Source organism: Pseudomonas sp. RIT409 (assembly GCF_003052515.2).
Classification (GTDB): domain Bacteria; phylum Pseudomonadota; class Gammaproteobacteria; order Pseudomonadales; family Pseudomonadaceae; genus Aquipseudomonas.
The window spans coordinates 1-14,794 of the sequence record NZ_QARE02000037.1 but is presented as its reverse complement, the minus strand read 5'-3'; the positions used below and the strand labels follow the sequence as shown (position 1 = coordinate 14,794).

The window sequence follows — 14,794 nt, the reverse complement described above, 5'->3', positions numbered from 1 at the left end:
CCTGTGGGTGCGCAGCAATCAGGAAGGGGTTGAAGGGGAAGTGCTCAGCCGGTCGCAGTAGCCCTCGCGCCGGGTGCGCCCGGTCTCGACGCGCCAGGCCGACAGGCTCTCGGCTGGGCCGCTGTAGCGCACCGTGTGGTCGACGAAGTTGATGCGCTTGCCGGTATTGCCATCGGTGAGCACCAGATCGACGGCTTGGTCGGTGTGTTCGTCGAACAGTTGGATGCGGGTGCCGTTGGGCGCGAAGTGCTTGTTGCCGAACTTCATCAGGGTCAAGACCACGGGGCGGAAATCCCGCCCGGTTTCGGTCAGCAGGTAGTCGTAGCGCAGCGGTTTGTCGGAATAGGCACGTCGCTCCACCAAGCCGGAGGCGATCAGATCGTTCAGCCGTCGGGTGAGCGTACTGGGGGCAATGCCCAGGCTTTTCTGGAATTCGTCGAAGCGGCTCAGCCCATAGGCCAGGTCGCGCAGAATCAGGATGTTCCACCAGTCCCCCACGTGCTCAAGACTCAGGGCAATGGGGCAGGGCATGTCGGCGAAGCTTTTCTTCTTCATGGGCAGTGCCTCCGGGTGAGTCATAAAAATGATGGACGTAATCTAATAGGGGGACTTTCATTGTGCAAGTCACTACTGAAATAAAAGCGACTATCGAAGCGCAGCAGAAATGGTGGGGAGCCGAACCTTATCCGGCCCGCCGCGGCGGCGTCGGATTGCCTGAGGGCGCAAGCGCGCGGCACGCGCCATGGCGGGAGGTGCAACCTCGTCGCCCAGTCAGCGAACGCGTGGGGCTGCCTGAGGCGCAACGAACGTTTAGGTCCTGCGGTGCTCATAGACATAAGCAACGGCACTGGGGCGGCAGCGACCGTGCCTTCTGTGCCCGGGAGAAGGCTGCTCCCTTGAAAATGCCCCATGAAGACGGAGACTCTATGACCGCACCGGACAAGCAATACGTGGAATGGCTGGTTGAGCAATCAATGCTCAACGCTGCAAAGCAACGGGCGAAACTCTACGGCGGTCAAGGGCGCCTCTGGCAGCGACCCTACGCGCAGGCGCGGCCACGGGACGCCTCGGCGATCGCCTCGGTCTGGTTCACTGCCTATCCCGCGTCGATCATCACCCGTGACGGCGGCTCGGTGCTGGAGGCGCTGGGCGACGAAAAACTCTGGCACACGCTGTCCGAGATCGGTATTCAGGGCATTCACAACGGCCCGTTGAAAGCGTCTGGCGGGCTCAAGGGGCGGCAGAAAACCCCCAGCATCGATGGCAATTTCGACCGCATCAGTTTTGAAGTCGACGCCGAGCTGGGGACCGACGCGCAGTTCCTCAATCTGAGCCGCATCGCGGCGGCACACAATGCGGTCATCGTCGATGACGTCATCCCTTCGCACACCGGTAAAGGCGCGGATTTTCGCCTCGCCGAGCTGGGCTACGAAGACTATCCCGGTCTGTACCATATGGTGGAGATCAAGGAAGAGGACTGGGCCCTGTTGCCAGAGGTGCCCGCCGGGCGTGACGCGGTCAATTTGCCGCCCGCCACCGTCGATGCACTGCGGGACAAGCATTACATCGTCGGCCAGTTGCAGCGGGTGATCTTCTTCGAGCCTGGCGTCAAGGAAACCGATTGGAGCGCCACGCCGGTCGTCACTGGGGTCGACGGCAAGGATCGGCGCTGGGTCTACCTGCACTATTTCAAGGAAGGGCAGCCTTCCCTGAACTGGCTCGATCCCAGTTTCGCGGCGCAGCAGATGATCATCGGCGATGCGCTGCATGCCATCGATGTGATGGGCGCGCGGGTGTTGCGCCTGGACGCCAACGGCTTCCTCGGCGTAGAGCGCAAGGCCGAGGGCACGGCGTGGTCGGAGAGCCATCCGCTGTCGATAACCGGCAACCAACTGTTGGCCGGGGCGATCCGCAAGGCCGGCGGCTTCAGCTTCCAGGAGCTGAACCTGACCATCGACGATATCGCCGCGATGTCCCACGGTGGCGCTGACCTGTCTTACGATTTCATCACCCGACCGGCCTACCAGCACGCCTTGCTGACCGGGCGTACCGAATTTCTGCGCTTGATGTTGCGTCAGGTGCACGAATTCGGCATCGACCCGGCCTCGCTGATCCACGCGTTGCAGAACCACGACGAGCTGACCCTGGAACTGGTGCACTTCTGGACGCTGCACGCCCACGATCAGTACCTGTACATGGGCCAGACATTCCCCGGAAACATCCTGCGCGAGCACATCCGCGAAGAGATGTACGAACACCTGGCGGGTGAGCACGCGCCGTATAACCTCAAGTTCGTCACCAACGGCGTGTCATGCACCACGGTCAGCATCATCACGGCCGCGCTGGGCATTCGTGACCTGGACGCGATCACGCCGGCCGATGTTGTGACGATTCAGCACATCCACCTGCTGCTGGTGATGTTCAACGCCATGCAGCCAGGCGTCTTCGCGTTGTCGGGCTGGGATTTGGTGGGCGCCTTGCCGCTGCCTGCCGAGCAGGTCGCCCACCTGATGGGCGATGGCGACACCCGCTGGATTCATCGCGGCGCCTACGACCTGGTCGACCTGGACCCGGACACTGAACGCTCGGTCGGCGGCATGCCCAAGGCAAGAACCCTCTATGGCAGCCTCGTCGAGCAACTGCAGCGTCCGGATTCATTTGCCTCGCAATTGAAGAAAATCCTTGCCGTGCGCCGCGCGTACGACATCGCTGCCAGCCGTCAGATCCTCATTCCGGATGTCGAACATCCCGGGCTGCTGATCATGGTTCACGAGTTGCCAGCGGGGAAGGGCACGCAGATCACAGCGCTCAACTTCAGCGGCGAGGCCCTTGTCGAGACCCTTCATTTGCCGGGCATTGCACCCGGACCGGTGGTCGATATCATCAACGAGCGGGTCGAGGGCGATCTGACGGAGGCCGGCGAATTCACCATTACGCTCGATGCCTATGAAGGGCTGGCGCTGAGGGTCGTCAGCATGGCGTCGCCGATGATGTAAACGTCAGGGGCGCGCGGCCTCTCGGGTGTCCGGGTGCGACGGGCGATTCGCTGAGTCTCTGATAGACTTCAGGGCCTCGCCACTCGGGAGGCCGTTCATGAGCGATCCGGTTCGTCTGACCCAATACAGCCACGGCGCGGGTTGTGGCTGCAAGATTTCTCCCCGCGTGCTGGACACCATTCTGGCCGGCTCCGGCGCCCAGCACCTCGACCCGCGTCTCTGGGTTGGCAACGCCTCCCGCGATGACGCGGCGGTTTACGCCATCGACGATGAAAAAGGCGTTGTCTCCACCACGGATTTCTTCATGCCCATCGTCGATGACCCCTTCGATTTCGGGCGCATCGCCGCCACCAACGCTATCAGCGACATCTACGCCATGGGTGGGGATCCACTGATGGCCATTGCCATTTTGGGATGGCCCGTGAATGTCCTGGCCCCGGAAGTCGCCCGGGAGGTGATTCGCGGGGGCAGATCGGTGTGCGATGCGGCGGGCATCCCGCTGGCCGGCGGCCATTCGATCGATGCGCCGGAGCCAATCTTCGGCCTTGCGGTGACCGGGCTGGTGGACAAGCGCTTCCTGAAGCGCAATGACACCGCGTCCATGGGCTGCAGCCTGTTTCTCACTAAACCGCTGGGTATCGGGATTCTGACCACGGCAGAGAAGAAAGGCCTGCTGCGCGAGGCGGATGTCGGTGTGGCGCGGGACTTGATGTGTGAGTTGAACCGCGCGGGCAGTCGCTTCTCAAGGCTGTCGGGCGTGAAGGCAATGACCGACGTCACCGGCTTCGGCCTACTGGGGCACCTGGTGGAAATGGCCGATGGCAGCCGACTCACTGCGCGCCTCAACGCCTCGGCCGTGCCTCGACTGCCGAACATCGAGACCTACCTCGAACAGCATTGCGTTCCCGGCGGCACCCAGCGCAATTTCGACAGTTACGGGCAGCGCATTGGCCCGTTGACCGAGGCGCAGCGCCTGCTGTTCTGTGACCCACAGACCAGCGGCGGGTTACTGGTGGCGGTTGAACCGGCCGGGCAAGCCGCGTTCCTGGCCCTGGCCAGCGAACTGGGGTTGCCGTTGTCACCAATTGGCGAGTTCGTCGAGCGAGGGCCATTGGCAGTCGAAGTGATGTGATCCCTGCACCTGGTCACCACGCTCCCCGCGCCATACCTTACAGGACCGCCGCGCCTATCAGACCGCTGACCACGCCGACGACCACCGTCAGCACGCCCACGGTCAGGAGCACCTTGCCCTCGAACGACCGACGCAACATCAGCAGCGACGGCAGGCTGATGCTGGGCAGCGTCATGAGCAGGGCGACGGCGGGAGCGGTCCCCAGGCCCAGCGCCATCAGGGTCTGCACGATCGGAATTTCTGCCGCTGTCGGGATCACGAACAGGGTTCCGACAATCGCCAGGGGCAGCAGCCACAGCAGGCTGTCGCCCATGGCGCCGTCGACGTGGGGAAACAGCCAGACGCGCGCGGCGCCCAGTAGCAGCACGGCTACGATGTAGATCGGGATGGTGGTCCAGAACAACTGCCACAAGGTAGAAGCCCAGCGTGTGATCAATCCGCCAGGGCTGGGGGTCTCGGCATCGATCACCGCTTCGATGGCCTCTTCAGGTGGCGATTCCGGGCGTGCGATGCGTTGTGCGACCAGCGATACCCCGATCACCAGCACAATACCGGCCACCAGCCGCAACAGGGTAAACCCCCAGCCCAGCACAAAGCCCATGAACACCAGAGTGGCTGGGTTCAGGACCGGGTTGGCTATCCAGAACGCCAAGGCTGCGCCGACGGACACTTTTTGTTTGCGCAGTCCGGCTGCCACCGGTGCGGCGCAGCAGCTGCACATCATTCCGGGCAAGGCAAACAGGCCACCGCGCAATGTCGACCCCAGGCCTGCGCGGCCAAAGAGGCGCAACAGCCAGTCCTTGGGAATCAGCACCTGCAACAACGAGCCCAGGATCACCGCCAGCACCGCAGCTTTCCAGATCGCCAGAAAATACACCTGTGCATAGGCCAGGGCCGCCGCCCAGGGGTTGGCAGGATGGTCGTTGATGATCGACCCGCCCAGGCTGTGGGTTTCAGCGGCGACGAACGATTTGAGGTAATAGGGTGACCATTTGACGTAGTACAGACCCGCGCAGGCGATCAGCAGAAACAGCAGCGGTTTCCACCAGAAGAGCCAGCCACTGCGTGCGGGGGCGAGTGGAAGTGGGGTCATGACGGGCACTCGTTCAGGGAGTCAAGGCAAACAAGCGTCTGTCAGTGTAGTCAATGTTTTCCGGCGCGGCGGACGGCGGGTGGCAAGGCGGAACAGGCGCCACCTTGCGAACTCCTGGCCTGCTTCGACAGTCTCTGTTTCAGCGCTGTCCATTAGCCCCGGAAGGATCGTTCGTGAACACACCTCGTCTCGGTTTCGCCTGCCAGTACCGCCATGCAGAGCGTGAGCTGTCCCTGAAAGCGTTGAAGGCGCTGGAAGGCGACTACAACCCCCGTACCACCACGTTGCGCTGGATGGACAGCGTCACGCTGCAGGCCGCGCAGGACAAGTTGTTGGACATTGTCGAGCACAATCTGGCGGCGCAGATTCGTTTGTTGGGGTACGTGGCGCAGTTGCCCGAGGGCCTGCGCATGCTGCGTTTGAGCAGCGATCTATTGCCGTTCTACAGCCACCCGAAAGTCGCGGCGTTCTATCAATCGCCTGCCGTCATGACGCGCTTGGGTGGGCTGTTCGCGGCAATAGGGGAGGCGGCGCGACAGGCTGACATTCGTCTGTCCTTCCATCCCGGCCAGTTCTGCGTGCTGGGGTCAGACCGCCCCGAGGTGGTCGAGAACAGCCTTGCCGAGTTCGAATACCACGCCGACATGATCCGCATGATGGGGTATGGCCAGCGGTTCCAGGACTTCAAATGCAACGTGCACATCGCCGGGCGGCTCGGCGCTGAAGGCGTGCGCAGTGTCTGGCCACGATTGTCGGAAGTGGCGCGTCGCTGCATCACGTTCGAAAACGACGAAAAGACCTATGGCGTCGACGACTGCCTGCTGCTGGCGGATCTGGCCCCGGTGGTGCTGGACATCCACCACTGCTGGATTCATGAAGGGCGCTACATCGATCCGCAGGATCCGCGGGTGGACCGTATCGTCGACAGCTGGCGCGGTGTGCGCCCCGTGATGCACTACTCGCAGCCTCCAGAGACCTTGCAGGCCCTGGGATTTACCGCAGAGCAGAAACTGGAAATGGACGCGTTGTTGAACGTCGTCAACAAACGCGACCTGTACCTGCACAGCGATCGAATGTGGAACGACTGGACCAACCGCTACGCGCTGCAGTTCGTGGAGCGGTTCGACATCATGTTCGAGGCCAAGGACAAGAACCTTGCGGTAGAAGACTTCTACCATCGGTATCGATCCGCGCCCGGCTAGTGACCGCCATGCCCGATCGGCGCAAGGCGATCGGGCATGGCGGTACGGCGGGGCATCAAGGCCTATTACTTGGGCCTCAACGCCTCGCGCACCTCTTTCACGTTGGCCGCTGAAACGGGCGCCGCCGCATTGCCCCAGGTGTTGCGCACATAGGTCAGCACATCGGCGACGTTTTCATCCGACAGGTTCCAGCCAAACGCAGGCATGGCCGGTGCAGTGGGCGCAGCATCGGTGGCGCCCGCACGGTTGCCCGCCAGTACCACGCGGATCAGCGAGGAAGGGTCGCTGCTGTTGACCAGCGGGGCCATCGCCAGCTTCGGGAACAGGCGCTCCACACCTTCACCCGTTGGCGTGTGGCACGCCGAGCAGCGGTCAGCATAGATGGCCTTGCCCGCGACCATGGTTGGGTCGTTGGCTGCCAGCGGTTTCGGTGTTTCAGCCGGCTGGGCGCCGTCCTTCAGGTATACCGCGACCGCCATCAGGTCTTCATCGGTCCAGTGCTGCGACGAGTGCTCGACCTCTTCGGCCATCGGCCCGGAGGCAATGTCGAAGCGGTTGGCGCCGGTTTTCAAGTATTGGACGATGTCATTCTCATTCCAGGCCCCCAGGCCGTCGGCCCCCGTCGAGGTGATGTTCGGCGCCACCCAGTGCTGCAGGTTGGCGCCGGTCAGGAACTGATCGTTCTTGTCACCGCCGATCAGGTTTTTCGGTGTGTGGCAGGTGCCGCAGTGGCCCAGGCCTTCCACCAGGTATGCCCCCCGGTTCCACTGTTCGGACTTCTGCGGATTGGCTTTGAACTCACCCTCCTTGAAGTTGATCAGGTTCCAGCCAATCAAGCTGGTGCGCACGTTGAACGGGAAGGGCAACTGATTGGTTTCGACCTTGTTGTCCGAAGCGTCGACCGTGCGCAGATACGCCCAGATCGCCAGGTTGTCGTCGCGCGTGACCTTGGTGTAGGCGGTGAACGGCATTGCCCCGTAGAGGCGTTTGCCATCCAGCCCATGGCCCTTGGACATGGCGTTCTGGAAGTCGTCGAAGCTCCAGCGTCCTATGCCGTTGACAGGGTCCGGGGTAATGTTGGCGCCGGCGAGTTTGCCAAAGGGCGTGTCGAGAATCACGCCGCCGGAGAACAGCGGTTTGCCGGGCACGGTGTGGCAGGCTGTGCAATCGCCGAGCGTGGTCAGGTAGCGACCCTTTTCCACCAGATTGTAGGAATCGGCGCCAGTGACGGCGTGAGCCAGGCTGACGGACAGCCCTAATACGCCTGCGCAGGCAGTCAGAAGCGTTTTCATAGGCTGATCATCTCCCCTGGGCGCTTGAGGTAGCGAGTGCGGATCGCGTCCGCCGCCTTGAAGGCCAGCGCCGCGACCGTGCCGGTCGGGTTGTAGCCCGGGTTTTGTGGAAACGCCGATGAGCCGACCACGAACAGGTTCGGCACGCCCCACACCTGCAGGTACTTGTTGACCGAGCTGTTCTTCGGGTCCGCGCCCATGATGAAACCACCGACAATGTGCGAAGACTGGTACGGCGCGCTGTTCCAGTGACCTTGCTGAGCGCTGGAAACCATCTGAATCGGGTTCATGCTCTTGGCGATCTCACCGACTTTGGCGGTGACGTAGGCGGCCATCTTCCGGTCGTTCTCGGGGAAGTCGAAGGTGATGCGCAGCAGCGGACGACCTAGCGGATCTTTATAGGTGGGGTCGAGCGACAGGTAGTTGGTACGGGTCGCATAGCTGCTCGCTTCACAACCGATGGACATGGTGGAGGCGTAATGCTTGACCGTGGCCTTCTTCCACTCCGAGCCCCATGCCGGAGTCCCGGGCGGTACCGGGCGAGCGTCGATCGGGGCGGCGCCGATGGGGGTTACCCGCGTGCTGCCACCGCCGACGAAGCCCAGGCCGGAGTGGTCGAAGTTGTCGTTGTTGAACTCGTCGATGCCCATGCCGATGGCGCCGCCCCCGATGAAGGGGTTGAAGTTCTTGTCGTCGAAGAACAGCCGCACGTTATTGGCCGTCTGGTAGGCGTAATTGCGACCGGTGGTGCCGGTGTTGGTGACCGGGTCGTACGGCTGGCCGATACCGGAGAGCAACATCAGGCGTACGTTTTCGAAGATGAATGCGCTGATCACCACCAGCTCGGCGGGTTGCTCCCATTCTTCGCCATTGCCGTCGACGAACACGATACCGGTGGCTTTCTTGCCGGTGCTGTCCAGGGTCACGCGCAACACTTCACAGTGGGTCATGGCCTTGAAATTCGGTTTGCGGATCAGGGCGGGCAGCACGGTGGTGATGGCGCTGGCTTTGGAGTAGTTGGCGCACCCGTAGTTGGTGCAGAACCCGCAGAAGGTGCAGGGCCCCATCGCCACGCCAAGGGAATTGACGTAGGGGCGCGAGACCAGCGCCGAGGGCACTGGAAACGGCTTGTAGCCCAGGTTCTTGGCGGCCTCGGCGAACAGAACAGGGGCGTAGGTCTGTGCCGTCGGTGGGTTAGGGTATTCCTCCGAGCGCGCACCCTCGAACGGGTTGCCGCCTTCCTGGATCACGCCTTTGATGTTGCCTGCCTTGCCGGAGATGCCTGCCAAACGGTCGAACTTGGCGTAGAACGGCTCCATCTCCTCCCAATCGGTGCCCCAATCCTGCAAGGTCAGTTCGGGGGACAGTTCCTTGCCGTAGCGCTCGGTCAGGTGGCTGTGCAGACGAAACTCGTGGGGCTGAAAGCGAAAGGTGATCCCCGCCCAGTGGTTGCCCGCGCCACCGGTGCCATTTCCGGGGTGGAAGGAGCCCCAACTGCGCATGGGTAGCGCTGTCTCGTGAAGGCTGTTGCGGATCGTCGTGGTGTTTTGCCGGGTTCTCAGCATCAGGTCCTGGCGACGGTTGTAGCGCAGCTCATCCGCTGCCGAGGCGACGTTGAAGTCTGCGGCCGTGTCGCGCCACGGGCCCCGTTCGAAACCGATCACGTTCAGCCCTTCGTCCGCCAGTTCGTTGGCGATGATGGACCCGGCCCAGCCGAGCCCGACAACCACGACGTCCGTGGCAGGTAATTTTTTAGCCATGTCGATTAACCCTTTTTGGTCCAGGCGGCGCTGCCGGCGATGGAGAGCGGCACCAGATCGAGTTTCTGGTTATGCAGGCCGATGTAGTCGCGGTAGTCGTAGCGCGCACCGGGAAAGCCGATCATCTTCCACGACACCATGTCGCGGTTGCCGCCGTAGACCGGGTCGGCGAAGAAGCCTTCCATGGTGTTGCCCAGCACCTGCTGGAAGAACAGTTTGCTATCGATGCCGTCCAGCACGATCTCGCCTTTTTCCAGGCCGGTCAGCACGGTGTCCTGCTCCTCGGGGGCCAGGTCGCTGAAGCGCTTGTGGAATTGCTTCTGGCAATAGGCATCCAGACCCGCCAGGCCCAGACGGTAGCGGTCACGGGGAACCAGTGCGGACTGATCGCCCTGCATGGGCGTGCCCTGCTCGAAAGGGCCTTGCATGTAAAGGCGGCTGAACGTGCCGTACTCACCGGCCAGTTGCCGATCGATGAACACCGCGCAGCCGGCGTCCTTGCCGCTGACGCTCAGGTCGTCGGCTGGGATCAGGCGGGCCACGATGGCTTCCACGGCGGCGGCTTCGGCTTCGCTGAAGAATTGCCACCCGGGTGTGTCGTAATGCATCGGACCGTTGTGGTCGAAGGGAATCCATTGCGGCACTGCCGTCAGCGACGCAGCCTTGGCAGTGGCGGCGGCACCGACGGCCAGGGTAGTAGCCGAACCTTTGAGCAGTTGGCGGCGGGTCAGGCCTTTGGATGTTTCTGTCATGCAAGGCTCCTGCGAACGCGCCCGATCCAGGCTCATGACACGAGGGGCCACGAGCGGGCGACGTTGTGGGTTTCACGGTTGGGCGCGACGGTCTGAGGGTGAACGCGCGCTGCGGCGGGTGTGACATCCGGTCTCTGGCGCACCAGCGGGCAGAACAGGCACGCTGAGCGGGGAACTGCCAAGACTTGCTGGCCATCTTTTCCACACGAAAAGCAATGATAGATGTGTTTCCAACTATTGCATCAGTCTTAAAGATGTAAATAGCTGTTGCGAAATTGGTAATAATTTGGCGGTTTGTCGGTTTGTGCTGCGCTGCCATGTCCACGGTGCGGAAGGGCTGGGGTCAGTGGACCGGCACTGGAGGCGTGTCCGGGGGGCGGAACTTTGCATTGCATGTGAGGCGGCTGCCTTGGGTTGCAGCGTATTGCGTAGGTTATTTGCAATAAATCCTCGCTGATACACGCGACGGGGCAGGCGACGTTTTTGCGCCCTTCGTCGCCTACCGCCAACATGACAGGATTTTCATGAAGTTCGCGCCATGGGGCACGGCGCTTCTTGGTAAGGTGCACGCCATTTGCGTTTGGCGAAGCCGAACGAGATGTTCCGTACTTCCACTGTCACCGAGTTGCTGTAGAAATGCCCGATCCCATACCGTTAAAGGACCACGAAAAGGAGACCCGGCTGGTAAACAACCGCCTGATCGCCTGTGCGGTATTCGTGGTGTTGCTGAGCGTTGCGCTGGTCTGCCGGCTCTATGTGCTGCAGGTCATCGAGTTCGCTTACCACTCGACCATCTCTGAAAACAACCGCGTCCACGTGTTGCCGTTGCCGCCGGAGCGCGGGCTGATCTACGACCGCAATGGCGTGATCCTGGCCGACAACCGGCCCAGCTTCAACCTGACCATGACCCGCGAGCGGGCCGGGGACTGGCACGCGGTGATCGACACCCTGATGCAGATCCTTCACCTGCCGGATGAAGATCGCATCATTTTCGACAAGGCGATGAAGAACTCCCCCCATCGGTTCGTACCGGTCACCCTGCTGTATGAGCTGACCGAGGAGCAGATCGCGCTGCTGGCGGTGAATCAGTTCAGGTTGCCCGGGCTGGATGTCGAAGCCCAGTTCGTCCGTCACTACCCGCTGGCCGAGCACTTTGCCCATTCCATTGGCTATGTCGGGCGAATCAACGAAAAAGAAGCCAGTCAACTCGACCAGGTCGAATACCGCGGCACCCAGTCAATCGGCAAGACCGGCATCGAACGGTTTTACGAAAGCGAGCTGCATGGCCACGTGGGCTATGAAGAAGTGGAGACCAACGCCCAAGGCCGGGTGTTGCGCGTGCTCAATCACCATGATCCGGTGGCCGGCAAGAGCATTACCCTGAGCCTTGACGTCAAGCTGCAGGAGGCGGCCGAGGAAGCGCTGGGCGATCGGCGCGGCTCGGTGGTGGCCATCGATCCGGCCACCGGCGAAGTGCTGGCGATGGTCAGCAAACCGAGTTTCGACCCCAACCTGTTCGTGACCGGTATCAGTTTCAAGGAGTACTCGGCGCTGCGTGACTCGGTCGACCGTCCCTTGTTCAACCGTGTGCTGCGTGGGTTGTACGCCCCAGGCTCGACGATCAAGCCCGAGGTGGCGATCGCAGGTCTGGACAGCGGCATCATTACCCCCGCGACGCGCGTGTTCGACCCAGGCTATTTTCAGTTGCCGGATTTCGACCACAAATACCGCAACTGGAACCACAGCGGCGACGGCTGGGTGGACTTGAACGCCGCAATCATGCGCTCCAATGATACCTACTTCTATGACTTGGCGCACAAGTTGGGGATCGATCGGCTGCACGACTACCTGACCCTGTTTGGCCTGGGGCAAAAGGTCTCGTTAGACATGTTCGAAGAGTCGCCCGGCCTGATGCCGTCGAAAGAGTGGAAGCGCATCACTCGCCGTCAGGCGTGGTTCCCGGGTGAGACGGTCATTCTGGGCATCGGCCAGGGTTACATGCAGGTGACGCCGTTGCAATTGGCTCAAGCCACGACGCTGATCGCCAACAAGGGCGTGTGGAATCGCCCGCATCTGGCCAAGGAAATCGGCGGGGTGCCGCCGGTGGATGAACACCCGATGCCCAATATTGTGTTGCGCGACCCACGCGAGTGGGATCAGGTCAATGCCGGTATGCAGTCGGTCATGCACGACCCTCGCGGTATTGCCCGCGCCGCGGCTCAGGGCGCGCAGTACCGTATCGCTGGGAAGAGCGGGACGGCACAGGTGGTTGCGATCAAGCAGGGCGAGCGTTACAACCGCGAGAAGACGCTGGAGCGACATCGCGACAACGCCTTGTTCGTCGGCTTCGCGCCCGCGGCCAATCCCAAGATCGCCGTGGCGGTGATGATCGAGAACGGCGAGGCCGGCGGTCGGGTCGCAGGGCCAGTGGTGCGGCAGATTCTGGACGCCTGGTTGCTGGATCAGGACGGCCACTTGAAGCCGCAATACGCCTCGCCGGGCACGCCACAGGTAAATCCCAAGGTGCAGGTTGCCGCGCCAGGCAAGGCGGTGACCCAACCGCCGGTGTGATCCGGGCGGCGCTGCGTCAGGCGTCGTGGCAGACCCTGCTGGAGACGGGGAACAGGCAGCACATCTGGACAAGCACTGAACTGTTGCGCGGTGCTACTGGTCGATTTGAAACGACGCGCCATGCACGTTTTTGTCGCGCATGGCCCCTTCGACTCGACAAGGAACCTCCCCATGTCCAGCAGAACCATCGCCGATTACCTCGCCCAAACCCTCGCCGCCGCCGGTGTCTCGAAGATCTGGGGCGTCAGTGGCGACAGCCTGAACGGCTTGACCGACAGCCTCGAGCGGTTGGGCAAGATCAAATGGATGCACACTCGGCACGAGGAAGTGGCGGCCTTCGCCGCGGGTGCCGAGGCAGCGACCTCGGGCAAGCTGGCGGTGTGCGCGGGCAGTTGCGGCCCGGGCAACCTGCACCTGATCAATGGGCTGTACGATTGTCACCGCAGCCGGGTACCGGTGCTGGCCATCGCTGCGCAGATCCCTTCTTCGGAAATCGGCCTGAATTATTTCCAGGAGACCCATCCCACCGAACTGTTCAAGGAATGCAGCCACTTCGTCGAAGCGGTGAGCAGCGCCGAGCAATTTCCTCGCGTGCTGGAGCGGGCCATGCGAGCGGCCATCAGCCAGCGAGGCGTGGCGGTGATCGTCATCCCTGGCGATGTCGCCTTGTTGCCTGCTCCCGACGTCAAGCCCGCCTGGGTCGAGCCTTCGCCCGCGCGGGTCATCCCTGCCGAACGGGACCTGCTGCGCCTGGTGGAGCTGCTGGACAAGTCGAAGCGGGTGACCATTCTCGCAGGGGCGGGCTGCGCCGAGGCCCATGATCAGGTGGTGGCGCTGGCCGAGAAGCTCGCCGCGCCGGTGGTACACGCCTTGCGGGGCAAGCAGTACATCGAATACGCCAACCCATTCGACGTGGGCATGACGGGCCTGATCGGTTTCAGCTCCGGTTACCACGCCATGATGAACTGCGACACGCTCCTGATCCTGGGCAGCAGCTTTCCCTATCGCAATTTCTACCCCGAACAAGCAGACATTGTGCAAATCGACATCGAAGCGGCAGCGCTCGGTCGCCGCGTGCCGTTGACGCTCGGCCTGGAAGGCGGGATTGCAGAAACCATCACGGCACTCCTGCCGCGGATCCAGGCCCACACGGACCGGAAATTTCTCGATAAAGCGCTGGACCACTACGCCAAGGCTCGCGAAGAACTGGACGAACTGGCGACGCCGTCTGCCCACGGCGACCCCATCCACCCGCAGTACCTGACGCGTCTGGTCGACGCCTACGCCGACCCCAATGCCGTGTTCACGGTGGACGTCGGCACGCCAACACTGTGGGCTGCTCGTTACTTGACCATGAACGGCCAGCGTGCGTTGCTGGGGTCGTTCAACCACGGGTCCATGGCCAATGCCATGCCGCAGGCGCTGGGCGCCAAGGCTGCGGATCCACAGCGCCAGGTGGTTGCCTTGTGCGGCGATGGTGGTCTTTCGATGCTGCTGGGGGACTTGCTCAGCATTCGGCAGCTCAACCTGCCGATCAAGATCGTGGTGTTCAACAACAGTTCGCTGGGGTTCGTCGCCATGGAGATGCAGGCCAGCGGCTACGTGCCCCATGACACCGATTTCCATGCGACCAATTTTGCCAATATCGCGATCGGCGCTGGCATTCTCGGCATTCGGGTCGAGGACGCGGCGGATCTGCCCAATGCGCTGAAAAAGGCGTTCGAACATCCGGGGCCGGTGGTGGTGGATGTGGTCACGGCCAAGCAGGAGCTGGGGCTGCCGCCGAAGATCAAGCTGGCGCAGGCGAAGGGTTTCAGCCTGTTCATGCTCAAGGCGGTGATGAGTGGTAAGGCTGATCAAGTGCTGGAACTGGCGAAGACCAATTTGCGTTGATTCAGCAGGTTGGCTTCAGTTCTGCCATGAGCGCTGCTGAGATCGGGGGCAGATCCGTTTGCGTGTGGGCTGGGAGCTGGGGTTTCGCTCCTTACGAGCGACT

10 protein-coding genes are annotated in these 14,794 nt (G+C 62.4%); 5 read left to right on the top strand and 5 right to left on the bottom strand.

All coding sequences use genetic code 11. From position 1 onward, the window contains the following. Window positions 1–18: 18 nt before the first annotated feature. Window positions 19–555 carry a helix-turn-helix domain-containing protein gene (locus DBP26_RS26125; RefSeq protein ID WP_108240484.1) on the bottom strand — a complete coding sequence of 179 codons (537 nt, stop codon included), beginning with the start codon at window positions 553–555 and terminating at the stop codon, window positions 19–21. A 371-nt stretch (window positions 556–926) separates the two neighbouring features. On the opposite strand from DBP26_RS26125, the gene treS reads away from it, so the two are divergent. Together treS and selD are read left to right on the top strand one after the other, a co-directional pair. Then, a complete protein-coding gene (treS, locus tag DBP26_RS26120; protein ID WP_108240483.1) occupies window positions 927–2,996 on the top strand; it encodes a maltose alpha-D-glucosyltransferase in 2,070 nt (689 codons plus the stop codon). Window positions 2,997–3,093: 97 nt separating this feature from the next. Then, window positions 3,094–4,128 carry a selenide, water dikinase SelD gene (gene selD, locus DBP26_RS26115; protein WP_108240482.1) on the top strand — a complete coding sequence of 345 codons (1,035 nt, stop codon included), beginning with the start codon at window positions 3,094–3,096 and terminating at the stop codon, window positions 4,126–4,128. A gap of 37 nt (window positions 4,129–4,165) precedes the next feature. Here the strand turns inward: selD and DBP26_RS26110 are convergent, their stop codons facing one another. Next, a complete protein-coding gene (locus DBP26_RS26110) occupies window positions 4,166–5,221 on the bottom strand; it encodes a permease (protein ID WP_108240481.1) in 1,056 nt (351 codons plus the stop codon). 173 nt (window positions 5,222–5,394) lie between these two features. Between DBP26_RS26110 and uvsE the strand changes: the two genes are divergently transcribed. After that, window positions 5,395–6,423, top strand: a complete 1,029-nt coding sequence (gene uvsE, locus DBP26_RS26105) for a UV DNA damage repair endonuclease UvsE (protein WP_108240480.1) — start codon at window positions 5,395–5,397, stop codon at window positions 6,421–6,423. 65 nt (window positions 6,424–6,488) lie between these two features. Here uvsE and DBP26_RS26100 read toward each other — a convergent pair whose 3' ends face one another. The 3 genes from DBP26_RS26100 to DBP26_RS26090 are packed head-to-tail and all read right to left on the bottom strand — an operon-like array spanning window position 6,489 to window position 10,227. Further along, entirely contained in the window at window positions 6,489–7,715 is a 1,227-nt protein-coding gene (locus DBP26_RS26100; RefSeq protein WP_108240479.1) for a cytochrome c, read from the bottom strand. Next, entirely contained in the window at window positions 7,712–9,475 is a 1,764-nt protein-coding gene (locus DBP26_RS26095; RefSeq protein ID WP_108240478.1) for a GMC family oxidoreductase, read from the bottom strand. Before DBP26_RS26095 ends, DBP26_RS26100 begins: the two co-directional genes overlap by 4 nt. Window positions 9,476–9,480: 5 nt before the next feature. Then, on the bottom strand, window positions 9,481–10,227 hold the full coding sequence (locus tag DBP26_RS26090; RefSeq protein WP_108240477.1) for a gluconate 2-dehydrogenase subunit 3 family protein: 747 nt from the start codon (window positions 10,225–10,227) through the stop codon (window positions 9,481–9,483). A gap of 636 nt (window positions 10,228–10,863) precedes the next feature. Here DBP26_RS26090 and mrdA point away from each other — a divergent pair. Continuing rightward, a complete protein-coding gene (mrdA, locus tag DBP26_RS26085; protein ID WP_108240476.1) occupies window positions 10,864–12,798 on the top strand; it encodes a penicillin-binding protein 2 in 1,935 nt (644 codons plus the stop codon). Between the two features lie 171 nt (window positions 12,799–12,969). Then, window positions 12,970–14,691: a ubiquinone-dependent pyruvate dehydrogenase gene (gene poxB / locus DBP26_RS26080; protein ID WP_108240475.1), complete on the top strand. Its 1,722-nt coding sequence runs from the start codon at window positions 12,970–12,972 to the stop codon at window positions 14,689–14,691. Window positions 14,692–14,794 lie beyond the last annotated feature (103 nt).

What these genes read in the sequence shown, in the direction of transcription:
- DBP26_RS26110 (WP_108240481.1), bottom strand. Translation starts at nt 5,221, where the DNA reads ATGACCCCACTTCCACTCGCCCCCGCACGCAGTGGCTGGCTCTTCTGG.
- selD (WP_108240482.1), top strand. Translation starts at nt 3,094, where the DNA reads ATGAGCGATCCGGTTCGTCTGACCCAATACAGCCACGGCGCGGGTTGT.
- DBP26_RS26125 (WP_108240484.1), bottom strand. Translation starts at nt 555, where the DNA reads ATGAAGAAGAAAAGCTTCGCCGACATGCCCTGCCCCATTGCCCTGAGT.
- poxB (WP_108240475.1), top strand. Translation starts at nt 12,970, where the DNA reads ATGTCCAGCAGAACCATCGCCGATTACCTCGCCCAAACCCTCGCCGCC.
- treS (WP_108240483.1), top strand. Translation starts at nt 927, where the DNA reads ATGACCGCACCGGACAAGCAATACGTGGAATGGCTGGTTGAGCAATCA.
- DBP26_RS26095 (WP_108240478.1), bottom strand. Translation starts at nt 9,475, where the DNA reads ATGGCTAAAAAATTACCTGCCACGGACGTCGTGGTTGTCGGGCTCGGC.
- DBP26_RS26100 (WP_108240479.1), bottom strand. Translation starts at nt 7,715, where the DNA reads ATGAAAACGCTTCTGACTGCCTGCGCAGGCGTATTAGGGCTGTCCGTC.
- mrdA (WP_108240476.1), top strand. Translation starts at nt 10,864, where the DNA reads ATGCCCGATCCCATACCGTTAAAGGACCACGAAAAGGAGACCCGGCTG.
- DBP26_RS26090 (WP_108240477.1), bottom strand. Translation starts at nt 10,227, where the DNA reads ATGACAGAAACATCCAAAGGCCTGACCCGCCGCCAACTGCTCAAAGGT.